The sequence below is a fragment of the Mesorhizobium sp. M7A.F.Ca.US.007.01.2.1 genome (genome assembly GCF_003998165.1).
Lineage (GTDB): Bacteria > Pseudomonadota > Alphaproteobacteria > Rhizobiales > Rhizobiaceae > Mesorhizobium > Mesorhizobium ciceri.
On the sequence record NZ_RZQP01000063.1, the window covers coordinates 1 to 19,607 of the forward strand.

The 19,607-nt window shown below is 61.7% G+C and carries 20 protein-coding genes, 1 tRNA gene and 1 pseudogene; 7 read left to right on the forward strand and 15 right to left on the reverse strand.

From position 1 onward, the window contains the following. Positions 1-115 precede the first annotated feature (115 nt). From EN949_RS14075 to EN949_RS14115, 9 genes are all read right to left on the reverse strand, one after another. Complete coding sequence (locus EN949_RS14075) at positions 116-1,231, reverse strand: ABC transporter ATP-binding protein (RefSeq protein WP_013529698.1); 1,116 nt, start codon at positions 1,229-1,231, stop codon at positions 116-118. Positions 1,232-1,235: 4 nt separating this feature from the next. Then, positions 1,236-2,180, reverse strand: coding sequence for a carbohydrate ABC transporter permease (locus EN949_RS14080; RefSeq protein ID WP_027161386.1), 945 nt, complete (start codon positions 2,178-2,180; stop codon positions 1,236-1,238). Further along, positions 2,177-3,133: a sugar ABC transporter permease gene (locus EN949_RS14085; protein WP_024502750.1), complete on the reverse strand. Its 957-nt coding sequence runs from the start codon at positions 3,131-3,133 to the stop codon at positions 2,177-2,179. Before EN949_RS14085 ends, EN949_RS14080 begins: the two co-directional genes overlap by 4 nt. A gap of 104 nt (positions 3,134-3,237) precedes the next feature. Next, positions 3,238-4,491 (reverse strand): ABC transporter substrate-binding protein, encoded by a 1,254-nt coding sequence (locus EN949_RS14090; protein WP_013529701.1) that lies wholly within the window; start codon positions 4,489-4,491, stop codon positions 3,238-3,240. Positions 4,492-4,548: 57 nt separating this feature from the next. Then, positions 4,549-6,060, reverse strand: a complete 1,512-nt coding sequence (locus tag EN949_RS14095) for an aldehyde dehydrogenase family protein (protein WP_127370817.1) — start codon at positions 6,058-6,060, stop codon at positions 4,549-4,551. 9 nt (positions 6,061-6,069) lie between these two features. Next, on the reverse strand, positions 6,070-6,846 hold the full coding sequence (locus tag EN949_RS14100) for an enoyl-CoA hydratase/isomerase family protein (RefSeq protein WP_013529703.1): 777 nt from the start codon (positions 6,844-6,846) through the stop codon (positions 6,070-6,072). Continuing rightward, the gene (locus tag EN949_RS14105; protein ID WP_127370818.1) at positions 6,839-8,440 is read right to left on the reverse strand and encodes an acyl CoA:acetate/3-ketoacid CoA transferase; all 1,602 of its coding nucleotides are present in this window, start codon (positions 8,438-8,440) and stop codon (positions 6,839-6,841) included. The genes EN949_RS14100 and EN949_RS14105 overlap by 8 nt, the downstream gene beginning before the upstream one ends. Further along, entirely contained in the window at positions 8,437-8,616 is a 180-nt protein-coding gene (locus EN949_RS14110) for a hypothetical protein (RefSeq protein ID WP_127365983.1), read from the reverse strand. The genes EN949_RS14105 and EN949_RS14110 overlap by 4 nt, the downstream gene beginning before the upstream one ends. Further along, positions 8,613-9,671, reverse strand: coding sequence for a LacI family DNA-binding transcriptional regulator (locus tag EN949_RS14115; RefSeq protein WP_127365982.1), 1,059 nt, complete (start codon positions 9,669-9,671; stop codon positions 8,613-8,615). The genes EN949_RS14110 and EN949_RS14115 overlap by 4 nt, the downstream gene beginning before the upstream one ends. 239 nt (positions 9,672-9,910) lie before the next feature. Between EN949_RS14115 and EN949_RS14120 the strand changes: the two genes are divergently transcribed. Next, positions 9,911-11,065 (forward strand): dihydrodipicolinate synthase family protein, encoded by a 1,155-nt coding sequence (locus EN949_RS14120; RefSeq protein WP_127365981.1) that lies wholly within the window; start codon positions 9,911-9,913, stop codon positions 11,063-11,065. A 55-nt stretch (positions 11,066-11,120) separates the two neighbouring features. Here EN949_RS14120 and EN949_RS14125 read toward each other — a convergent pair whose 3' ends face one another. Both EN949_RS14125 and EN949_RS14130 read right to left on the reverse strand, forming a co-directional pair. After that, positions 11,121-13,388, reverse strand: coding sequence for an alginate lyase family protein (locus EN949_RS14125; protein WP_063168952.1), 2,268 nt, complete (start codon positions 13,386-13,388; stop codon positions 11,121-11,123). Between the two features lie 129 nt (positions 13,389-13,517). Continuing rightward, entirely contained in the window at positions 13,518-13,808 is a 291-nt protein-coding gene (locus tag EN949_RS14130; RefSeq protein WP_127219021.1) for a hypothetical protein, read from the reverse strand. Positions 13,809-13,983: 175 nt separating this feature from the next. On the opposite strand from EN949_RS14130, the gene EN949_RS14135 reads away from it, so the two are divergent. The 3 genes and pseudogenes from EN949_RS14135 to EN949_RS36540 all read left to right on the forward strand — a co-directional run. Continuing rightward, the gene (locus EN949_RS14135; protein WP_024502741.1) at positions 13,984-14,343 is read left to right on the forward strand and encodes a lysozyme inhibitor LprI family protein; all 360 of its coding nucleotides are present in this window, start codon (positions 13,984-13,986) and stop codon (positions 14,341-14,343) included. A gap of 14 nt (positions 14,344-14,357) precedes the next feature. After that, positions 14,358-14,753, forward strand: a complete 396-nt coding sequence (locus EN949_RS14140; protein ID WP_013529710.1) for a hypothetical protein — start codon at positions 14,358-14,360, stop codon at positions 14,751-14,753. A gap of 9 nt (positions 14,754-14,762) precedes the next feature. Then, positions 14,763-14,869: pseudogene (locus tag EN949_RS36540) on the forward strand (transposase); the annotation flags it as partial. Here EN949_RS36540 and EN949_RS35840 read toward each other — a convergent pair. Next, positions 14,836-15,003 carry a hypothetical protein gene (locus EN949_RS35840; RefSeq protein WP_158515803.1) on the reverse strand — a complete coding sequence of 56 codons (168 nt, stop codon included), beginning with the start codon at positions 15,001-15,003 and terminating at the stop codon, positions 14,836-14,838. The pseudogene EN949_RS36540 and the gene EN949_RS35840 sit on opposite strands and share 34 nt — an antisense overlap. Positions 15,004-15,205: 202 nt before the next feature. Then, positions 15,206-15,973: a Stf0 family sulfotransferase gene (locus EN949_RS14145; protein WP_127365980.1), complete on the reverse strand. Its 768-nt coding sequence runs from the start codon at positions 15,971-15,973 to the stop codon at positions 15,206-15,208. Positions 15,974-16,376: 403 nt separating this feature from the next. Here EN949_RS14145 and EN949_RS14150 point away from each other — a divergent pair, with 403 nt between their 5' ends. Beyond that, on the forward strand, positions 16,377-16,583 hold the full coding sequence (locus EN949_RS14150; RefSeq protein ID WP_013529712.1) for a hypothetical protein: 207 nt from the start codon (positions 16,377-16,379) through the stop codon (positions 16,581-16,583). A gap of 273 nt (positions 16,584-16,856) precedes the next feature. Here EN949_RS14150 and EN949_RS14155 read toward each other — a convergent pair. Both EN949_RS14155 and EN949_RS14160 read right to left on the reverse strand, forming a co-directional pair. Beyond that, a tRNA-Val gene (locus tag EN949_RS14155) sits at positions 16,857-16,931 on the reverse strand. A gap of 116 nt (positions 16,932-17,047) precedes the next feature. Next, positions 17,048-17,410: a response regulator gene (locus tag EN949_RS14160; protein WP_006199474.1), complete on the reverse strand. Its 363-nt coding sequence runs from the start codon at positions 17,408-17,410 to the stop codon at positions 17,048-17,050. 163 nt (positions 17,411-17,573) lie between these two features. Here EN949_RS14160 and EN949_RS14165 point away from each other — a divergent pair, with 163 nt between their 5' ends. Continuing rightward, positions 17,574-18,515: an N-formylglutamate amidohydrolase gene (locus EN949_RS14165; RefSeq protein ID WP_013529713.1), complete on the forward strand. Its 942-nt coding sequence runs from the start codon at positions 17,574-17,576 to the stop codon at positions 18,513-18,515. 301 nt (positions 18,516-18,816) lie between these two features. Beyond that, positions 18,817-19,590, forward strand: a complete 774-nt coding sequence (gene hisN, locus EN949_RS14170) for a histidinol-phosphatase (protein ID WP_024502739.1) — start codon at positions 18,817-18,819, stop codon at positions 19,588-19,590. Positions 19,591-19,607: the final 17 nt, after the last annotated feature.

Below are 19,607 nucleotides of genomic sequence, written 5' to 3' on the forward strand. Positions count from 1 at the left end.
GATGATGACGATGTCCGGATTTCTCATGGCCTAAATCGCGTCCCGACGCGCTTTAGTTTTTTGTTTTGATGCATGTCGTTGCCCCAAAACCGGATCCACTTTTGGGCGACATACATTAGCGAATACGGGTCTCGGTCGCCGGATCGAAGAACACCGCCTTTGTCAGGTTGAAGGCGAGCGGCGTGTTGGTGCCCGGCTGAATGTTGGCGTCGGCGCGCAGCCGCGCCACCACGCCCTTGCCGCCGAGATTGGTGACGGCGAAGGTGTCCGAACCTGCCGGCTCGACGACCTCGATGTGACAGTCCGCGGTTGCGATGTGCGAGGCGTTGCGCTCGGCACCTTCCGGATCGGTCAGGGCTTCGGGACGGACACCGAAGATGATCGGCTTGCCCTGGAATGCCGACAGGCCCGCCGGCGCATTGGCCATCGGCAGGTTGATCGGCTCGCGCGCCTCGCGCTGCAGCACGACGGACAACGCATTGCCTGACGTACCGATCGTCGCCGGGATCAGGTTCATCGCCGGCGAGCCCATGAAGTCGGCGACGAAGAGATTGCTCGGGTTGTTGTAGATTTCGGCCGGCGTGCCGAACTGCTGCACCTCGCCATCCCGCATGACCGCGATCTTGGTCGCCAGCGTCATCGCCTCGATCTGGTCGTGGGTGACGTAGACGATGGTGGTGCCGGTGGTGGCATGCAGGCGCTTGATCTCGATGCGCATGTCGACGCGCAGCTTGGCGTCGAGGTTGGACAAAGGCTCGTCGAAAAGGAACAGTTTGGGGTCGCGCACCAGCGCCCGGCCCATGGCGACGCGCTGGCGCTGGCCGCCCGAAAGCTGGCTCGGCTTGCGCTGCAAGAGGTGGCCGATCTGCAGCACCTTGGCCACCTTGTCGATCGCCTTCTGGCGCTCCGCCGCCGGCACGCCGCGCATCTCCATGCCGAAGGAGATGTTTCCGGCCACCGTCATGTTCGGGTAGAGCGCATAGCTCTGGAACACCATGGCGATGTCGCGCTTGGAGGGGTGCAGATCGTTGATGGCGCGGCCGTCGACCCGGATTTCGCCCGAGGTGATCGTCTCCAGGCCGGCGATGGTGTTGAGCAAAGTGGACTTGCCGCAGCCGGAAGGGCCGACCAGCACCAGGAAACCGCCTTTCTCGAGCTCGACATCGATCCCTTTCAGGATCTCGACCTGGCCGAAGCGCTTTCTCAGACCATCAATTTCCAGAAAAGCCATCAGATCATCCTTTGACGGCGCCAGCCATGAGACCGCGCACGAAGTAGCGGCCGGCGAGCACATAGACGAGAAGGGTGGGCAGTGCCGCGATCATCGCGGCGGCCATGTTGACGTTGTATTCGACGACGCCGGTCGAGGTGTTGACGACGTTGTTGAGCGCCACCGTCATCGGCATCGCGTCGCCGGTGCCGGCGTAAGCCGAGGCGAACAGGAAGTCGTTCCAGATGTTGGTGAACTGGTAGATGACGGTGACGACGAAAATCGGCATCGAGTTCGGCAGCATGATGCGGCGGAATATCTGGAAGAAGGAGGCGCCGTCGACCTGTGCCGCCTTGACCAGTTCGGTCGGAAACGCCTCGTAGTAGTTGCGGAAGAACAGCGTGGTGAAGCCGATGCCGTAGACGACGTGGACGAAGACCAGGTTGACCGTCGGGTTGCCGAGACCGAAGCTCGTTCCGACCGAGTTCTGCAGTGTGACGCCGAAGCGGCCGAGGCTGCCGAGGATGGTCGCCATCGGCAACAGCACCGACTGGAACGGAATGAAGCAGGCAAACAGCATCAGCCCGAACACCAGCGTTGCGCCGCGGAAACGCCATTTCGTCAGCACGTAGCCGTTCAGCGCGCCCAGCATGGTCGAGATCAGAACGGCCGGAACCACCATCTTGATGGAGTTCCAGAAATAGCCCTTGATGCCGGCGCAGGTGAGGCCGACGCAGGTCTCGCCCCACGCCTTCAGCCACGGGTCGAAGGTCGGCGCCTTGGGCAGCGCCAGCATGTTGCCGTTCTGGATCTCGTCCATGGTCTTGAACGAGGTCACCAGCATGACGAACAGCGGCATCAGGTAAAACAGCGCAAACAGCGCCAGCAGCCCGTAGATGACGATGCGGTTGAGGGTCTTGACGTTGACGCCGCCGGAGGCCTGGCGGGCGGGAGTGGTGACGGCGCTCATCGCGGCTTCTCCCGCAGTTCCGAATAGAGATAGGGCACGATGATGGCGACGATGGTCATCAGCATGATCACCGCACTGGCCGAGCCGACGGCCATTTCGTTGCGCTTGAACGTGTACTCATACATGAAGTTGGACGGCAGCCACGCCGAGCCGCCGGGCCCGCCGCTGGTCAGTGCGACCACGAGATCGTAGGACTTGATGGCGAGGTGCGCGAGCACGATGAAGGCCGACAGGAAGATCGGCCGCAGCAGCGGGATGACGATGCGGCGATAGAGCTGGAAGGTGGTGGCGCCGTCGATCTGCGCCGCCTTCATGATCTCGCCGTCGATGCCGCGCAGGCCGGCCAGGAACATCGCCATGATGAAGCCGGAGGCCTGCCAGACGCCGGCAATGACCACCGTGTAGATGACGAAATCCTTATTCTTGATCCAGTCGAAATGGAAGCTCGTCCAACCCCATTGATGCAAGGTCTGCTCGAGACCGAGGCCGGGATCGAGGAACCATTTCCAGGCGACGCCGGTGACGATGAAGGACAGCGCCATCGGATAGAGATAGATCGGCCTCAACACGCCTTCGCCGCGGATCTTCTGGTCGAGCAGGATGGCCAGGAACAGGCCGAGCGCCAGGCAGATTGCGATGTAGAGGAAACCGAAAATACCCATATTGGTGATCGACGTGTACCAGCTCGACGGCGGGTCTGTGTCGAAGGTCCAGCCCCACAGCCGCTGATAGGCGCGCGAGCCGGTTAGGACATAGGACGGGAAGGTCTTGGAATTGGTGAAGGACAGATAGATCGTCCACAGGATGAAGCCGTAGACGAAGACGATGGTGATGGCGAAGCTCGGCGCCAGCACGATCTTCGGCAATGCGTCCTGCAGGCGCGAGCGCACCGAGGCGCGTGGCCGCGCATGCTCCGGCGTCAGCTTGATCTGGCTTGTCGCTACCGTGCTCATGGGGCTCCTCCCGTCGACTCGCGGCCAACCAGCTTCGCGGATCTATGTTCGCGGATCTGGGCCTTCCCCGCCGGAGCGGGGAAGGCGTTTTTGGCGCGTGGCGCTTACTTGGCGTCGTCGATCGCCTTGACCAGCTCGGTCACGGCTTCGTCCGAGGTCTTGATCTGACCATGGACGAACTTCGAAACGACGTCCTTGTAGGCATTGGCGACTGCCGGAGGCGCGCCATAACCCTGGGCCAGCGAGCCGAACAGCGTGCCGCCTTCATTGGCTGCCTTCAGGTCGGCGATGCCCTTCTTGCCGCAAGCGTCGAAGTCGGTGTCCGGAACGTCGGTACGGGCCGGAACCGAACCCTTGACGACGTTGAAGGCCGACTGGAAGCTCTTCGACAGGGTGGCGGTGGCCAGTGCGACCTGGGCGGCCTTGCGGTCGTCGGGAACATTGAACATGCCGAACATGTCGGAGTTGTAGATCACCGAGCCGTCGGTGCCCGGGAAGCGATAGCACAGGAAGTCGGTGCCCGGGGTCTTGTTGGCGGCGTGGAACTCGCCCTTCGCCCAGTCGCCCATGACCTGCACCAGGGCATCGCCCTTGATGACCATGGCGGTGGCAAGGTTCCAGTCGCGGCCCGAGAAGTTGGGGTCGACATAGGTGACGAGCTTGGCCAGATTGTCGAACGACTTCTTCATCGTGTCGGACTTCAGGGACTCGTCATCGAGGTCGTTGAAGGCCTTCTTGTAGAACTCGGGTCCGCCGGTCGACAGCACGACGGAGTCGAACATGGTGGCTTCCTGCCAGTTCTGGCCGCCGAGAGCGAGCGGGATCACGCCTGCCGCCTTGGCCTTGTCGAGCAGGGCAACGAAGTCGTCGAAGGTCTTCGGCTCGGTGCCGCCGATCTTGTCCAGGACGGCCTTGTTGATCCACAGCCAGTTGACCGAGTGAACGTTGACCGGCGCCGCGACCCACTTGCCGTCATAGACCGAAAACTTCTGCAGGGCTGCCGGAACGGACTTGTCCCAGCCTTCCTTCTTCGCCGTTTCGGTCAGGTCGCCCATGACGCCGGCGGCTGCATAGTCGAGCACGGTGTAGCCGAGCATCTGCGAGGCGGTCGGATAATTGCCGGCTGCGACCATCGCCTTCAGCGCGGTCATGGCGGCATCGCCGCCGCCGCCGGCCACCGGCACGTCCTTCCAGGCATAGCCTTCCTTGGCCAGATCACCCTTGAGGACGTTGAGAGCAGCCGCTTCGCCGCCCGAGGTCCACCAATGCAGCATCTGGACTTCCTTGACGTCCTCGGCGTGGGCCGCGAAAGCCAGGCCCGACGCGAGAGCCGTTCCGATAAGCAGTTTGCGCAACATGTACTTCCTCCCTTGTTGCATTACACGACCGGCGGATGCCGCCGGGTTCTTCTCAACTCAGCCGACCCACCACCCGGTGCGCTGGCCGCGATGAAACTGGATTGTCTTTTCCTCGGTATAATCCTCGACGGCGCGTTTGCCGAGTTCGCGTCCGAGACCGGACTGCTTGTAGCCTCCGAAAGGCAGCTCGGGATAACCTTCCATGAACGTGTTCACCCAAACGGTTCCCGAACGCACGCCGCGCGCGACCGACATGCAAGTGTCGATGCTGGCGCTCCACACGCCTGCCGACAAACCATAGGGCGTGTTGTTGGCGATGTGCAACGCCTTTTCAATCGATTCAAAAGTCAGCACCGAGAGCACCGGGCCGAACACTTCCTCGCGCGCTATGGCCATCTCCTCGGTGACGCCGCGGATGATGGTGGGATCGAGGTATTGACCGATATTGGAGGCCAATTGCTTGCCTCCGCTGTAGATGCTGCTGCCCTCGGTCGCGGCTGCCGCAACGTAACCGGCCACCTTGGCCAAATGGTCGGACGAGATCATCGCGCCGACCTTGGTTTGGTCATCGAGCGGATCGCCGACCGTGACCCTGGCGGTAAGCGCCTTGACGGTGCTGAGAAAATCGTCGGCGATCGCCTCGTGCACGATCAGCCGGCTGCCGGCATTGCAGCACTCGCCGGCATTGAAGAAGCCGCCGAACACCGCCGCATCGGCGGCCGCTTCGAGGTCGGCGTCCTGGAAGACGATCTGGCCGTTCTTGCCGCCGAGCTCCATCGAGACTTTCTTCAGCGACTGCGCGGCGGATGCCATCGTCATCTTGCCGACGCGGGTGGAGCCGGTGAACGAGACCATTTCGACCAGCGGATGGCTGACCATCGGCGCACCGACATCGGCGCCAAGTCCGGCCAGGATATTGACGGCGCCGGCGGGCAGGCCGGCCTGCATCAGGATGTCGCCGAGCACGAAGGTCGAGGCCGAGGTCATTTCGCTCGGCTTGACCACCGCCGTGCAACCGGCGGCGAGCGCGAAGGGCAGTTTCTGGCTGACGATCAGGAACGGGAAATTCCACGGGGTGATGATCGAGACGACGCCGATCGGTTCGCGCAGGACGACACCCAGCATGGCGTCGCCGAGATTGGCGTAGGTTTCACCATGCAGGGTGCGGGCAAGCGAGGCGGCATAGCGCCAGATGTCGACGGCGCCGCCGATCTCGCCGCGTGCCTGGGCGATCGGTTTGCCCGATTCCAGTGCGTCGAGTCGGGCGATGTCTTCCAGCCGGCCCTCGATCAGATCAGCTGCCTTGAGCAGGATCGCGGCACGTTCGGCCGCATTCATGCGCGGCCATGGACCCGTTTCGAAAGCTCTGTGGGCGGCAAGCACAGCGGCTTCCACTTCGGCCTCACCGGCCTGCGCATAGTGCGAGACGGTGAAGCCGTGGCCGGGGCTGTTTCGAGCAATCGTGCGGCCGTCGCGGGCATCGACATGCTTGCCGTCGATCAGCAGCTTGTAGCCTTTCGGGGCTTCGGCCGCCTCGGCCGGCATGGCGATCTTCAGGGGTGCGTTCATATGTTTGCTCTAGGATCTCGAAAAGGCCGGCTTCTGCTTGGCTTTGAAGGCATCGACGCCGGCCTTCAGATCGCCGGTCAGGGCGATGAAGCCGCTGGCCAGCGCTTCGGTGGCGGCGGCACTTTCCTCGCCTTCGGCGACCGCGATCATCAGCTTGGCGGCTTCCGTCGCCAGCGGGCCGCGCTCGGCGATCTTTTCCGCCCACGCCTTTGCTTCTTCGTGTGCGTTGCCAGTCGCGACCACCCGGTCGACGATGCCCAGGGCGAGTGCCTCGGGGGCGAGAAGGATCTCGCCGCCCAGCGCCATGCGGCGCACCGTCTGCGCGCCGAAGCGGCGCACGGCGCGCTGCGTACCGGACCAGCCGGGCACGACGCCAATCGAGGTTTCCGGGAAGCCTAATTTCACTTGTGTTTCCGCCACGCGCAAGTCGCAAGCCGCAGCCAGTTCCAGGCCGCCGCCCAGCGCATGGCCGGACAGGACGGCGATTGTCGGCTGCCGCAGCCGCGCCAAGCGGTCGAAGACGCGGTGGCCGTAGCGCACCCACTGCACCTGGAAATCGGCGGCACTCATCTGCGCCCAGGCTTCGACATCGCCACCGGCGCAAAAGCCCTTGCCTTCGCCGCGCAGCAGCACGACGCGGACGCCCTCGGCCATCTCGGCCGCGTCGAGCGCCGTCTCTAGCGCCCGCAGCATCGGAATGTCCAGTGCGTTGAATTTCTCCGGCCGGCGCAGCGTGATGGTACCGATGGCGCCATCCTGCTCGAAGGTGACGAGAGGCTCAGCCACGCGCGCCTCCGAGCGAGGCGCCGCCGTTCAGCGACAGGCCTATCGGTTGCTCCTGATAGAGGGCTGCCGGTGTCGTCTTGAGGTCCCTGGCAACGCCCAACGGAATTTCCGACTGGGCCAGCACATCCCGCTGCAGATCGATGCCGGGTGCGAGTTCTGTGACGACCAACCCCTCCGGCGTCAGCTTCATCACGCAGCGCTCGGTGACATAGGTGATGTCCTGTCCCTGCGCCACCGCGCGCTTGCCCGAAAACGAGATGTGCTCGACTTCGTTGACCACCTTCTTGACCTTGCCCTCGTGGTCGATGCGGATGCCGCCATCGGCCAGAGACAGCTTGGCGCCGGCATTGAAGAAGCCGGAGAAGACGATCTTCTTCGCCCGCGCGGTGATGTCGACAAAGCCGCCGGCGCCGGCGGTGACATGCGGCCGCGCCGAAAGCTTCGAAACATTCACAGAGCCGTGTCGATCGATCTGCAGGAAGGACAGCAGCGAGGCGTCGAAACCGCCGGCCTGGAAATAGATGAACTGGTGCGGCGAGGGCATGAAGGCGTCGGCGTTCGATGAGCAGCCGAATTTGAAGTCGAGCAGCGGCACGCCGCCGACCGCGCCCTGTTCGATCACCCAGGTAATTTTGCCGTGCTGGCCTTCCTCGAGAAGGATGCGCGGCACATTGGCGGAAATGCCGAACCCGATATTGACGGCCATGCCGTCGCGCAACTCCATGGCGACGCGGCGCGCGATCACCTTCTGCACGTTCATCTCCGGCGTGCGGAAGCTCGACAGCGGCCGGAAGATTTCTCCGGAGATCGCCGGGTCGTAGGGTGTCAGCGTCGTCTGCAACTGGTCGGGCGCGACGACGATATGGTCGACCAGAACGCCGGGCACGCGCACGTCATGCGGTTTCAGCGTGCCGTTCTCGACGACGCGCTTGACCTGCGCGATGACGATGCCGCCATTGTTGCGGGCGGCGAGCGCCTGTTCCAGTCCGCCAAGATAGGCGCCCTCATGCTCATAGGTGAGGTTGCCGCGCTCGTCGGCCGACGTGGCGCGGATGATCGACACCTGCGGCACGATGGAGCGGAAATAGAGCCATTCCTCGCCGTCGAACTGCTGCACCGAAACGATCGGCTCGCTGGCGGCGGCGTTCATGGCGCAGCCCTGGTGGCGCGGGTCGGCGAAGGTGTCGAGACCGACCTTGGTCAGCACGCCCGGCCGCTTGGCCGCGGCTTCGCGGTGCATATCGAACAGGATGCCGGACGGCACGTTGTAGGCGGCGACCGAATTGTCGCCGATCATCTTCCAGATCTGCGGCGGTTCGGAAGAGGAGGGGCCGGACGGGTAGGAGCCGCACAAGGTACGCTTCAGCAGTCCCGGCTTGGCCAGATGGTCGATGCCTTTGATGCCATACATGTCGCCGGCTGCGATCGGGTGCAGCGTGGTGATGTTCTTCGGATGGCCTTCTGCGTCGAAGCGTTCGCCGATCGCGGCGAGCACCGCATCGGGGCAGCCGAGGCCGCTCGACGAGGACACCGACACGACCATGCCGTCCTTGACCAGGCCAGCTGCCTGCGCCGCGGAGACCACCTTGCTCAATTCATACTCCCGAATTCAGGGTCGATTGCGACCGCCTTGCCTGATTTCGCGGTTTGCAATGCTGCTTCGATTGACGCCGATGACCAGATGCTGTCCTCGCCTTGCGCGCGGATGGCGTTGATCATGAACTGCCTGACGATCGTGCTGGCGCCGATCAAGTTCCATTTGACGCTCATGCAGCGCCTCCCGAACCGGCCGCCCTGTTTCGAATGCGGCGATCCGGGCCGCAGCTTTCCCTGACCACCAGATTGACCGCGCCGATATGGTCTTCGGCCCGTGTGGTGCGCGACTGGATCATTTTCAGCATGACATGGGCGGCACGTTCGCCAAGACCCGCCGAGTCCACCGCGACGCTGGTCAGAGCCGGCATGTAATGCTCGGCCTCGGCCACATCGTCGAAGCCGACGATGGCGAAATCAACTCCGGGCTCAAGCGCGCGCTTGCGCAGCGCCAGCATGGCGCCAAAGGCGACGGCGTCGTTGAAGCAGAGTGCCGCAGTCGGCGGTTCAGCCATTGCGAGAGCGGTTTCGAGGCATGCGATACCACCTCTGCGGCTGGTCTCTCCCTCGACGACCAGAGTGTCGCGGTCGGAGATGCCCTGCGTCTCGCAGGCTTCGCGAAATCCGCCAAGCCGCTCGTGATAGACGACGAGATCGGACGAGCCGCCGAAGAAGACCAGCCGACGATGTCCCTTGCCGATCAGATGAGCGGTGGCGAGATAGGCGCCGCGATGATTGTCGGGCGCGATGACCGGAATGCGGCTCTCGGGAAGCCGGCGCATGGCGAAGACCACCGGCAGACCTGCCGTCTCGATCCGCCTGAAGGCGCCCGGCGTCGTGCCGCGAGCCGGCGACACGATGAGGCCGGCGACGCCTTGCTCCATCAGCGACTTCAGCACTTCTTCCTGGCGCACCGGATTTTCCGCCGTGTTGGCGATGAACGGCACGATGCCGGCCGACTGGAAGACCCGCTCCATGCCAACCGCCAGCTCCGCGAAGAAAGGATTGGTGAGATCGTTGATGACCATGCCGATGACGTTGGAGTGCGCCTTGCGCAGATTGGCGGCGCCGCGGTTGTAGACGTAACCGACATCCTCGATCGCCTTGCGCACCTTGCTCGCTGTTTCGGGCCGGATCAGTCCGCTGCCCTGGAGCACGAGCGATACCGTCGATTTGGACACGCCCGCTTCGCGGGCGATGTCGAATATCGTCGCCTTGGCCCGGTTGGCCATCCAGATGCATCCTCCCGACTGCAGGCCCAAAACTATTGGAACGTTCTAATCTCTGCTCCGCTCGTGAGTCAATCGGGATTTTTCCCGCGCCTCGAACATCGATTGTGCGTACTCAAATGGCATGCTTCATAAGGCTTTCCTGTTGCAATGCAGCATTTCATCCTGCAGGGAGTTCGAATCTTAAAGGTCCTTGATTTATTGGAACGTTCCATTTAGTAGCGTTGTGAAGGGAGCGATGGATGGACATTTCCTTGCCTGGTGAGGGTGGCGGCAGCACCCGGTACACGCTGGTCGGCGAGCCCGTGCAGCCTGACATCGGCGCGCGATTTTCGCGTATCGCCTATGCCGCCGCGCACGTCGTTGCCGATCCGCTCGCCATGACCGATCCGTGGTCCAGACCGGTGATCGACTGGGAGAGGACGATGGCGTTCCGTCACCATCTGTGGCGGCTGGGCTTCCGCATCGCCGAAGCGATGGACACGTCGCAGCGCGGCATGGGCTTCGACTGGGCAAACGCGCAGGAATTGATCCGCCGCTCGATCGCCGAGGCGCGCACGGTCGATGGCGCCGATCTCGCCTCGGGCGCCGGCACCGACCATCTGGCGCCCGCCGCCGCCAAAACAATCGATGACGTCATCAAGGCCTATGAAGAGCAGTTCGCTTTAATCGAAGGGCTCGGCGGCAAGGCGATCATGATGGCCAGCCGGGCGTTGGCGGCAGTTGCCAAAGGGCCGGACGACTATGTCAGGGTCTACGACCGCATCCTGTCACAGTCCTCCGGCAAGGTCATCCTGCACTGGCTGGGCGACATGTTCGATCCGGCGCTCAGGGGCTATTGGGGCAGCGAGAATTTCGAGGTCGCTCTCGATACAGTCGTTGCCATCATCGAATGCCACGTTGGCAAGGTGGAGGGGATAAAAATCTCACTGCTCGATGCCGGCAAGGAGGTCGCGCTGAGGAACCGTCTGCCGGACGGCGTCGTCATGTTCACCGGCGACGATTTCAATTATCCCGAACTGATCGCCGGCGACGAGAAAAGGCACTCGCACGCATTGCTGGGTATTTTCGACGCGATTGCGCCGGTTGCCAACGCGGCGCTGGCGAAACTGGCGGAAGGCGACCGCGCCGGCTTTGACGCGTTGATGGCGCTGACCGTGCCGCTGTCGCGAAAGATCTTCGAGGCGCCGACCGAGTATTACAAAGCCGGCATCGTCCTCATGGCCTGGCTGAACGGCCATCAGGATCATTTTGCGATGGTCGGCGGTATGCAGTCGGCGCGCGGCATCCGTCACTATGCCGACGTGTTCCGCCTTGCCGACCAGGCCGGATTGCTGGCCGATCCGGAACTGGCGGTGACCAGGATGAAGAGCCTTTGCACCGTCGCGGGTGTTTGAAGCGCGGAAAGTGGTTCTCATCATCGACGTAACAGGCCAGGAATGCCGGGCGTCGCTAATGTCTCCGCCACAGCCAAAAAGGCGCGATTGCCTCGTCTGGATGAAAAATGGGCTTGGTCGCCCTTCCCAGATCGGCAGGTGGCATTCCTGCGGGATCATGGTGCGTCAGGTCGAGAAGCAGCGGCCCAAGCCGATCCGGATCGACAGTTTCGGCCGACATGGTGTGTGGCTTGTTCTCGTGCGCAACAAGCCAGTGCAGCGCCTGGACCAGTCCCAGCCCCTCGGCTGTCTTGTGTTGCCAGAGATTGTCACCGACCGAAGACAGGACACGGGCCAGCGACGTCCAGCCTTGCAAGGTAAACATGGCGTAGTGCCTGGGGCGCGTGCGGGACAGTTCCCTGGGCAAGGAGCCATCGGCTGCGATCTGGGTTGCTAGTCTCTCCCGAGCATAGAGGCTGATCTTGGCCAGGGTGGCGCTGTCGCCAAGAAACGTGGCGATCGATGCCCGCTGCAAATCGTAATATGTTCCTTGGTTGCTGCTGCTGCAGAAGGCCGTCGCGGCTGCCGGCGCGGTGTCCAGCCATTCGCAGTAGGAACCGAGCCAGGCTCTGAACGCCTCGCGATCCTCGTCGCCCAGTACTCCTGTTCGCTCGAGCAGGCGTACGGCATCCAGGAAGAAATAGAAATCCTTCAGCTCGATGATGCCGTGGCCGGACCCTTCATTGTTGTCGTGGCCCGACCGCACCTGCGCATAGCGCAAATGCGGGTTCATTCTTGTCCTGGGATCGATAAACCATGCGCGAAAGAGCCTGGCGGCGTGGACGGCATAATGATGCCCATCAAGCACGGTTGCGGCGAGCGCAAGCACGGTTGTGTCGTCGAAGACGCGCTGCAAGCGTGTGCGATCGTAGGTTTCGCTTCCTGCTGCATACAATGCCGTGCCGGGCACGCGTTCGCCATCGCGCCGGATATAGGGCAGGCCGTCGGGTCTGTCGGGGTCGGGCCACCAGTAAGGCGCAGGGTGAAAATAGTCCTGGGGATCCCCGCTGGGGGCTAGGCCAGTCTTGTCGAGCACGCTGAACGGACCGCGGGCGAGTGCCTGTCCGGCCGCGGTTTCGAGATGGTGCAGGATGGGCCCGTCCTTCACCGCGTTGGCCAGGGCGTCTTCGTCATAAAAGGCCAGGCGGGAGGTATCAAGCCGAGCGGCGACTGCCTTGGCGTCACATTGATCGACCATATCGACGATCGCCTGATCGCGGCTGACCAGACGCGCGACGAAGCCGGCCTTGCCGATCTCCAGATGCGAACGCCCTGAATCCAGGCGCGCCACCCAGCCCGCTTTCTGGAGCAGCCCGGCATCCGCCGCCCGGACCGGGCGTGGAAAATCCCAGGCGTCGTCGCGGTAGCGGTCCCAGGGGCCAGGAACTGCCAACCGCCACAGCATCTCGATTTTTGGCCGCCTTCCGTAACCATAGTTTTCGTCGAACAGTTGCGTGGTATCGGCTCGAAATATGATCTGCGGCTCCTCCTCGGCCGGCGGCTGAAAGCTCTGGTCCAGCAGAAGCGCATTGTCGACAATGCGCGCCATGGGCACCACAGCGTAGGGAAGGTGCGGGTTTTTCTCGATCGCGGACCGTATCCGCTGGAACGCAGAGGCTGTCAGGTAGCAGTTCCCGTCCCAGGGCATCAGCCATTTTGCCCTGTCGCGGGCAATCGCGAGCGCGGCGTTGCGAGCCCCATTGTTGTTCATCACATAGAGGTTCTTGCTGCGGCGGATGTGCGTTTCGTAACGCGCGGACTGTCCGCTCGCCCGGCCCTTCTCTGAGAATCGGAGGTCGCCGGCAACAAGCTGGTCGACGTCCCAGGATATCTTCCGGTACTGATCGAGTTCGAAGGGGATTGTATGAAAATTCTGGCGGCGGCTTTCGAGCAGGCCGATGATCCGGGCTTCCTCGTCGGTGTCGACTATTCGATTGACGATCCAGAATTTTTCGCAGGCGTCGAAGACCGGTTCGTTGTCCAGAATGAACAGCACGTTGTCGAATGACTGGCCCTTGCGGTGTCGCGGTTCCAGATCATTGCCGATGATCCGGACGAGCATGAAGCTGTCGGCAATCTGCGAGATCGGCGACGCCGTGTAAGTCTCGCGGGCGGCCTCGATCCGCTTGCCGAGTCCGCGCCGGTATTCAGCATTCTGCTTTGCGGAAATGAGCGCGTTGCCCAATGTCGACCACGGCGACCGCAATTGCGTGCGCACACGGTTCAGTTCGCGATATATCTTCGGCCAGGACGATAGTTTTGTCCTACCGGACTGTGAACTCATGACGGCACGCAGGGAGACCGGATCCCGATCACCGCCTCGGGGATGCGCGCGGTTTCGCCAATCATTCCGACTTTGATTCTGGACCATTTTTGAGCGTGAGGCGACGAAGCCCTGAATTGTCCGGCACGATCAATCATGGAAAACGTCTCTCGCATGTAACGTTGCGAATGTCCTGTTACGTTCTGCTGCATAAGTGACGGCAGGTTGCCAGGCAACGCCGACAGGACAATGCGATAAATCAAATCCGAAAACCACATAGCATGGCAAATGCCCCGGCATCGGCGATTCGCCTTCACGCAAAGGCAAGCTCGCAAAAGATGCGCCGGTGATCGCAATTTTCTTGGAACCAATCCTCCCGGCGCGCGACCAAGCGATGTGTCCAAACATGGTCAGCTTGTGGCGGCCGCATTCGACCGCCATTGCATCGAATACATGAGTTATCTGCCACTCCCCGCATATCACCTCACGGCCCTAGCCTCGTCCGTCCTGCATTGTTGAACCCGACAACCCTTTGCTTACTATATGGTTTTCCAGGCCTTGCCGGCTGCTCCTATGCGTGCTTACTTGTGGTTGTTTTCATGAGGGGGATACAATCATGCGTTTTCTACTTGCTGCGGTCGCCATGCTGTCGTTCGCCGCCACCGCGGCTCTGGCTGATCCAGCTTCGGATTTCAAAAGAGCCGATCAGGCATTGAACCAGACCTTCAAGCAAATCCAGAAGCGGCTTACGGATGATTCCGACGGCAAGGCACGGTTCGTGAAAGCGCAGAGAGCGTGGATTGCGTTCCGCAACGCCGAATGCACGTTTCAATCCAGCGGTGACGATGGTGGCTCCGCGGCGCCGATGGTTGCCGCTGCTTGTCAGGCTGACCTGACCAAGGCCCGCACCAGGCAGTTGAAGGCCTACCTGAACTGCCAGGAGGGTGACCTCTCTTGCCCGGTGCCATCAGAATAATCTGGAGTGACAAAATGCCGAATTTCAAGATGAGATATGTGCTGATCGCGCTTGTGCCGTTGGCGGTTGCCGGTTGCGTCAGCGCTGAGGATCAGCGCGCAATGGATCAGCAACAGTGCGCGTCTTACGGCTACAGGCCAGGAACCAACAGGTTTGCCGACTGCATGATGCAACAGACCTCACAACGTTCAGAAGATGAGCAGCGCTCATTGGATCGCATGGCCGCGCAAGAACAGAGAGACAAGGATCGCAAGGAAGCGCGTCGAAAGGACGACAGCTACATCGATCCAAGGCCGAGTTACGACAAGGATGGCAATCCGAATTTCGACACTCAAGGCAATTACCAAGGGTGTCACGGCGCGGGATGTTTGGTCGACAATCCAGACAATAACGATGACGATGACCAGTAGGCTGGCTCCGCGAGGCTCTCCTTCCTGCCCCCTATAGTCCGGACCTCAACCCAATCGAGAAACCCTTCGCCAACTTCAAGCACTACATGCGGCGTTGCGCCAGGCGCAGGCTAGAAGTCAACCCAAATGCGAACCGCTCTACCTCGGCGAACAGCCGGGAAATGCCGATCCTGCACACGCGATCCGCGATTCCATCAGCTTGAAGGATGGTTCCGGAACTTTTTGCCGCAATGGCAGGTTCGAGCGACATGACGAAACTATCTGACCCTGGCCCGCCGTTCCCAGCAAGCTGCACGGCGGCCAGGACATCCCGGAAGAAGATCATTACTGCGGGCAGACGGTTGACCGGCGCGATTTACTCCAGGTGTTCTGGAGGAAGAGCCGGGGCTTTGAGCGCTGGAACCGAGCCAGCTGCAACGATCATCGAATTTCCCCGAAGAAAGTACCTGCCTCTAGAAGCGCTTTCGGATCAGGGGCCGTTTCAGGGCAAAGCGGGCGATATTGTCGAGCGTTCTTGGCACCGCCATCTCCCCGATGCCCTCAATGGCGCCCTTGGCCGCTGCGTCCTCACGAAAGCGCACTATCCATTCTTCCGTGAGGCTGTCCCGTTGAACAGTGAATCTCGAATTGGCGGTGTCTTCCGGGACCTGGACGCCCATATAATCCGCCACAGCTTCCAGATAGGGCCGTGGGTCTTGCTGCAAATCTTCGTAGACGAATTGACGACAATCCAGCCCCGCAAGTTGTAGGTAGGACCTCCAGAACGCATAGCTTCGATCAATCTGGAAATACGCTTGGCTGATGTCGGCGAAGCTATAAGGAACAGAGCGCGGATTGACTTTCCCTTCGTGCCGGCTCGTCCACACTCCAGACATCCTAGCTCGGTAGAACGAAATAGCTTGCTGAATTCGGTCGCGACGTTCCAACAAAATGAATTCCAAGCCGTGTTTTCTTCGTATCTCGAATAGAAAATCCTTTCCGAATTTCTCCTTACACCAGGCCAGATGGCGCGGAAACAACTTGATCGCAAACCGCCCGTTGTCGGTCGCCGCTTTCTCGATGGCCGCTTTTTCAAGATCATCATAGGTGCGGGGATCGAAGCGTAGATAGGCCGGATCAAGCCATTCCTCCGACCGTCCCATCAGGCCAGTTGCGTTCGTCAGGCTTCCCAGCCAGTTCGAACCGCTTCTTCCCTCTGTAAGAATCGCAACGCCCCGCATAAAATCCTCACTTCACCTTGTCCCGCAACGCATGCCGCAAGGCCCGCTTACCTTCAATCCAAATCAGCGCTGCGTTCCCGCCCCATGTCCAGGAACACCGTGTTCAGCTTATTGCCGCCGTGATCTTCGTTGCCATCTTGTCGGCATCACCAGGGCTTTGGCTGGATTCCAGACCAGATGACCACGCAATTCATCTAGGACGCCGCATCGGCCGCCATCGTCATCGTGGGCGTGTTCGCCGTCGCCGACACGTCGCCACGCGATTGCTGCGCCTGCCCAGGAGTGTCCTCTGTCGAACAACGGTGAGGGTTGTTTTCGCCGCCATCACTATTTTTGTGAACCAATTCACCCGAGGCGCGACCAAGTGATGTGTCCAAACATGGTTCATCAAGGAGAACGTCTTATGTTTACTGTCTCGAGAAACGTCTTTTTGGCCGCCATCGCCGTTTCGGTGCTGGCCGGCTGCAAGACAACCGCTCCCAGGGAATGCGACAAGCTGAAGCCTGGCGTCACCTATAACGGCAAATGCTGCGGCATCGGCGAGCCTTGCCGCGAAGGCAAGGGCGGCGGCGACAGGCCGGGAAATACGCCTGATCCAGCGCCGCAATGATCTGATTGCGTGTCGCCCGTTCCGGTCAGCGCTGGGACGGGCGCGTTGCGCTCGAAAGCTCGCCAACGTCCGGCCTCCCCTTGAGGCACCGTATCGTCCAGCTCTGTGTAACGCGCGCCCTGGACGGCCCTGTGCCACGCTTTGCCCAGCTTATCCCAAGTGAGGAGTTCTTCCGCCACCGCCTCGACGCTGCTCATCCCGCGCGTCATGCCCACGCGCTTTGTCTGGCGAGCCGGCCAGCATGTCGATCCAAGTCTGATTTGTCTGGTTGGATGGTGGGCGTGACAGGGATTGAACCTGTGACCCCTGCAATGTCAATGCAGTGCTCTCCCGCTGAGCTACACGCCCATCCGAAGCCGCGCATACACCATTTTTGATCCAGCGCGTCAATAGCAGGAAAAAGGAAAGAAGGCGTCGTCTCGCCGCAGTGGCGAAGAGGTGCGGCGCCTCGCCTAGAAAACGGCTCAGGCCGCCTGCAGCATCTTCTCCACCTCGTTGACGAGGTCGCGCAGATGGAATGGCTTCGACAGCACCTTGGCGTCTTTCGGCGCCTTGGAATCCGGGTTCAACGCAACGGCGGCGAAACCGGTGATGAACATGACTTTCAGATCGGGATCGATCTCGGTGGCGCGGCGCGCCAGCTCGATGCCGTCCATCTCCGGCATGACGATGTCGGTCAGCAGCAGCGAGAACGGCTCTTCGCGCAGCCGCTCATAGGCGCTGGCGCCATTGTCGAAATCGCTGACCTGGTAACCGGCGCGCTCCAGCGCCTTGACGAGGAACCGACGCATATCGTCGTCGTCTTCCGCCAGAAGAATGCGTGCCATGATATCCTGTCCGAATCACCCGCCCGAGATTGCCGTTGGGCAAGCCCGTTAACCATCCTGTATATGAGGAGGTGAGGGTAAACATCAAGTGAACGCGGACGGCGATGATCCATATTTGCCGGGGGTGTGCCGCCGCTGAAATGCTGGACACGCGGCCTGCAAGGTGGCACTTTCACATCATGATGCACTGGTGTTTTCGGGTTCGTTCAAATTGAAGACGGCAGCCGAGGATTTTTCGGTCTTTCCACCCTTCGAAATCCGGTCGGGCGCCGAGCAGCGCGTCCCCTTCCTCTTCAACTCGCCGCATAGCGGCCGCTACTATCCCGAACGCTTCCTGGCCATGGCAAGGCTGGACCGCAACGCCATCCGCCGGTCGGAAGACTGTTACGTCGATGAGCTGTTCGGCGGTGCCGTGGCGCTCGGCGCGCCGCTGCTGGCGGCGAATTTTCCGAGGGCCTATCTCGACGTCAATCGCGAGCCGTGGGAGCTCGATCCTCGCATGTTCGCCGAGCCAGTGCCGTCCTTCTGCAACATCCGCTCGGCGCGGGTGGCGGGTGGGCTTGGCACGGTGCCGAAGCTGGTCGGCGAGGGGCTCGACATCTATTCCGGCCGCCTGCCGCTGTCGGAAGCCGTTGCCCGGATCGAAACCGTCTACAAGCCCTATCACGAGACGCTGAAGCGGCTTTTGACCCGGACCCATGCGCGGTTCGGTTTTGCCGTGCTGATCGACTGTCATTCGATGCCGGCGAGCATCCGTGTCGGCGACAGCGGGCTGCGGCCCGACTTCATCATCGGCGACCGTTTCGGCATCTCGGCAACCGCCGCCCTGACCGAGACCGCGATCGGCCTGCTCAGCGCCATGGGCTATTCGGTTGCCCACAACAAACCCTATGCCGGCGGCTTCATCACCGAGCATTACGGCCGCCCGGCGCGCCATCTGCATGCGCTGCAGATCGAGGTCAATCGCGGGCTCTACATGAACGAACGGACATTCGAGAAGGCCGCCGGCTTCGATGCGCTGGCCGACGATCTGACGCGGTTCTCAGCCGACCTGATGTCGATGCCCGACCATCATTTCATCGACCTGCCGCTGGCCGCGGAGTGAAATCGCGGCGTAAAAAAAGACCGCATCGTTTGCACGATACGGTCGAAGTCTAGGGAGGAAACGCCCAAGGAGGGCATGGACAGGAAACCCTGTCCGAGGTCAAGGGTATTGTGCGTTGCACAAATGTCAAGCGACCTTCGGGCTTTTTTAATTCACTCTGATGTGGAAATTGCGTTTCGACGACGCTTATGTGACATACGGGCAACAGATATCGTCGCGGAGAAGTCGTCGAACACACTTGTTTTGGTACGAAATTGGCGGCAGAGCACGGCTCGGGCATGCTGCAGTGCGGGAGAATCAGTTGGACATCAGTGTCGATTTCATGCGCCGCATCGCGCAGGTGGCGGCGGCGGAGACCTTGCCGCGCTTTCGTGCCCAAGGCGCGGTCGCCAACAAGGAACAGGGCAGTTTCGATCCGGTCACCGAGGCCGATCGCGAGGCCGAGCGCGCTATCCGGGCGCTGATCTCTGCCGAGTATCCCGACCATGGCATTCTTGGCGAGGAGCATGGCAGCGAGAACATTTCGAGCCGGCATGTCTGGGTGATCGACCCGATCGACGGCACGCGCGCCTTTATTTCCGGCCTGCCGGTGTGGGGCACGCTGGTCGGGCTGACGGTCGACGGTGACGCCGTTGCCGGCATGATGGCGCAACCCTTCACCGGCGAGCTGTTCTACGCCAACGCCTCAGGTTCGCACTATGAGGGGCCGGGCGGGCCGCGAAAACTGACGACCCGCAAGACGACGAAGTTGGACCAGGCGACGCTGTTCACCACCACGCCGGCGCTATTCAAAGGCGAAGCGCGCAACCGTTACGATGCATTCGAAAGACAGATCCAACTCGCCCGCTATGGCGCCGATTGCTATGCCTTCGCCATGATCGCTTCGGGAAGCGTCGATATCGTCGCCGATCCCGGTTTGAAGCCATACGACATCGTGGCGCTGATCCCGATCATCGAGAAGGCAGGCGGTGTGGTCACCACATTCGATGGCGGGCCTGCGGAAAAGGGCGGCGATGTCCTGGCGGCTGCAACGCCGGAACTCCACGCAGCTGCCATGGCCGCCTTGCGCGGCTGACCAGCGACCGGCGGCCG

Bases quoted from the DNA above. Each gene is read 5' to 3' on its own strand.
- EN949_RS14110 (WP_127365983.1), bottom strand. From the start codon at position 8,616: ATGAGCGTCAAATGGAACTTGATCGGCGCCAGCACGATCGTCAGGCAG.
- EN949_RS14085 (WP_024502750.1), bottom strand. From the start codon at position 3,133: ATGAGCACGGTAGCGACAAGCCAGATCAAGCTGACGCCGGAGCATGCG.
- EN949_RS35840 (WP_158515803.1), bottom strand. From the start codon at position 15,003: ATGTCGCTCGAACCTGCCATTGCGGCAAAAAGTTCCGGAACCATCCTT.
- EN949_RS14150 (WP_013529712.1), top strand. From the start codon at position 16,377: ATGTTTACTGTCTCGAGAAACGTCTTTTTGGCCGCCATCGCCGTTTCG.
- EN949_RS14135 (WP_024502741.1), top strand. From the start codon at position 13,984: ATGCGTTTTCTACTTGCTGCGGTCGCCATGCTGTCGTTCGCCGCCACC.
- EN949_RS14115 (WP_127365982.1), bottom strand. From the start codon at position 9,671: ATGGCCAACCGGGCCAAGGCGACGATATTCGACATCGCCCGCGAAGCG.
- EN949_RS14145 (WP_127365980.1), bottom strand. From the start codon at position 15,973: ATGCGGGGCGTTGCGATTCTTACAGAGGGAAGAAGCGGTTCGAACTGG.
- EN949_RS14075 (WP_013529698.1), bottom strand. From the start codon at position 1,231: ATGGCTTTTCTGGAAATTGATGGTCTGAGAAAGCGCTTCGGCCAGGTC.
- EN949_RS14095 (WP_127370817.1), bottom strand. From the start codon at position 6,060: ATGAACGCACCCCTGAAGATCGCCATGCCGGCCGAGGCGGCCGAAGCC.
- EN949_RS14160 (WP_006199474.1), bottom strand. From the start codon at position 17,410: ATGGCACGCATTCTTCTGGCGGAAGACGACGACGATATGCGTCGGTTC.
- EN949_RS14130 (WP_127219021.1), bottom strand. From the start codon at position 13,808: ATGGCGGTCGAATGCGGCCGCCACAAGCTGACCATGTTTGGACACATC.
- EN949_RS14125 (WP_063168952.1), bottom strand. From the start codon at position 13,388: ATGAGTTCACAGTCCGGTAGGACAAAACTATCGTCCTGGCCGAAGATA.
- EN949_RS14120 (WP_127365981.1), top strand. From the start codon at position 9,911: ATGGACATTTCCTTGCCTGGTGAGGGTGGCGGCAGCACCCGGTACACG.
- EN949_RS14090 (WP_013529701.1), bottom strand. From the start codon at position 4,491: ATGTTGCGCAAACTGCTTATCGGAACGGCTCTCGCGTCGGGCCTGGCT.
- EN949_RS14140 (WP_013529710.1), top strand. From the start codon at position 14,358: ATGCCGAATTTCAAGATGAGATATGTGCTGATCGCGCTTGTGCCGTTG.
- EN949_RS14080 (WP_027161386.1), bottom strand. From the start codon at position 2,180: ATGAGCGCCGTCACCACTCCCGCCCGCCAGGCCTCCGGCGGCGTCAAC.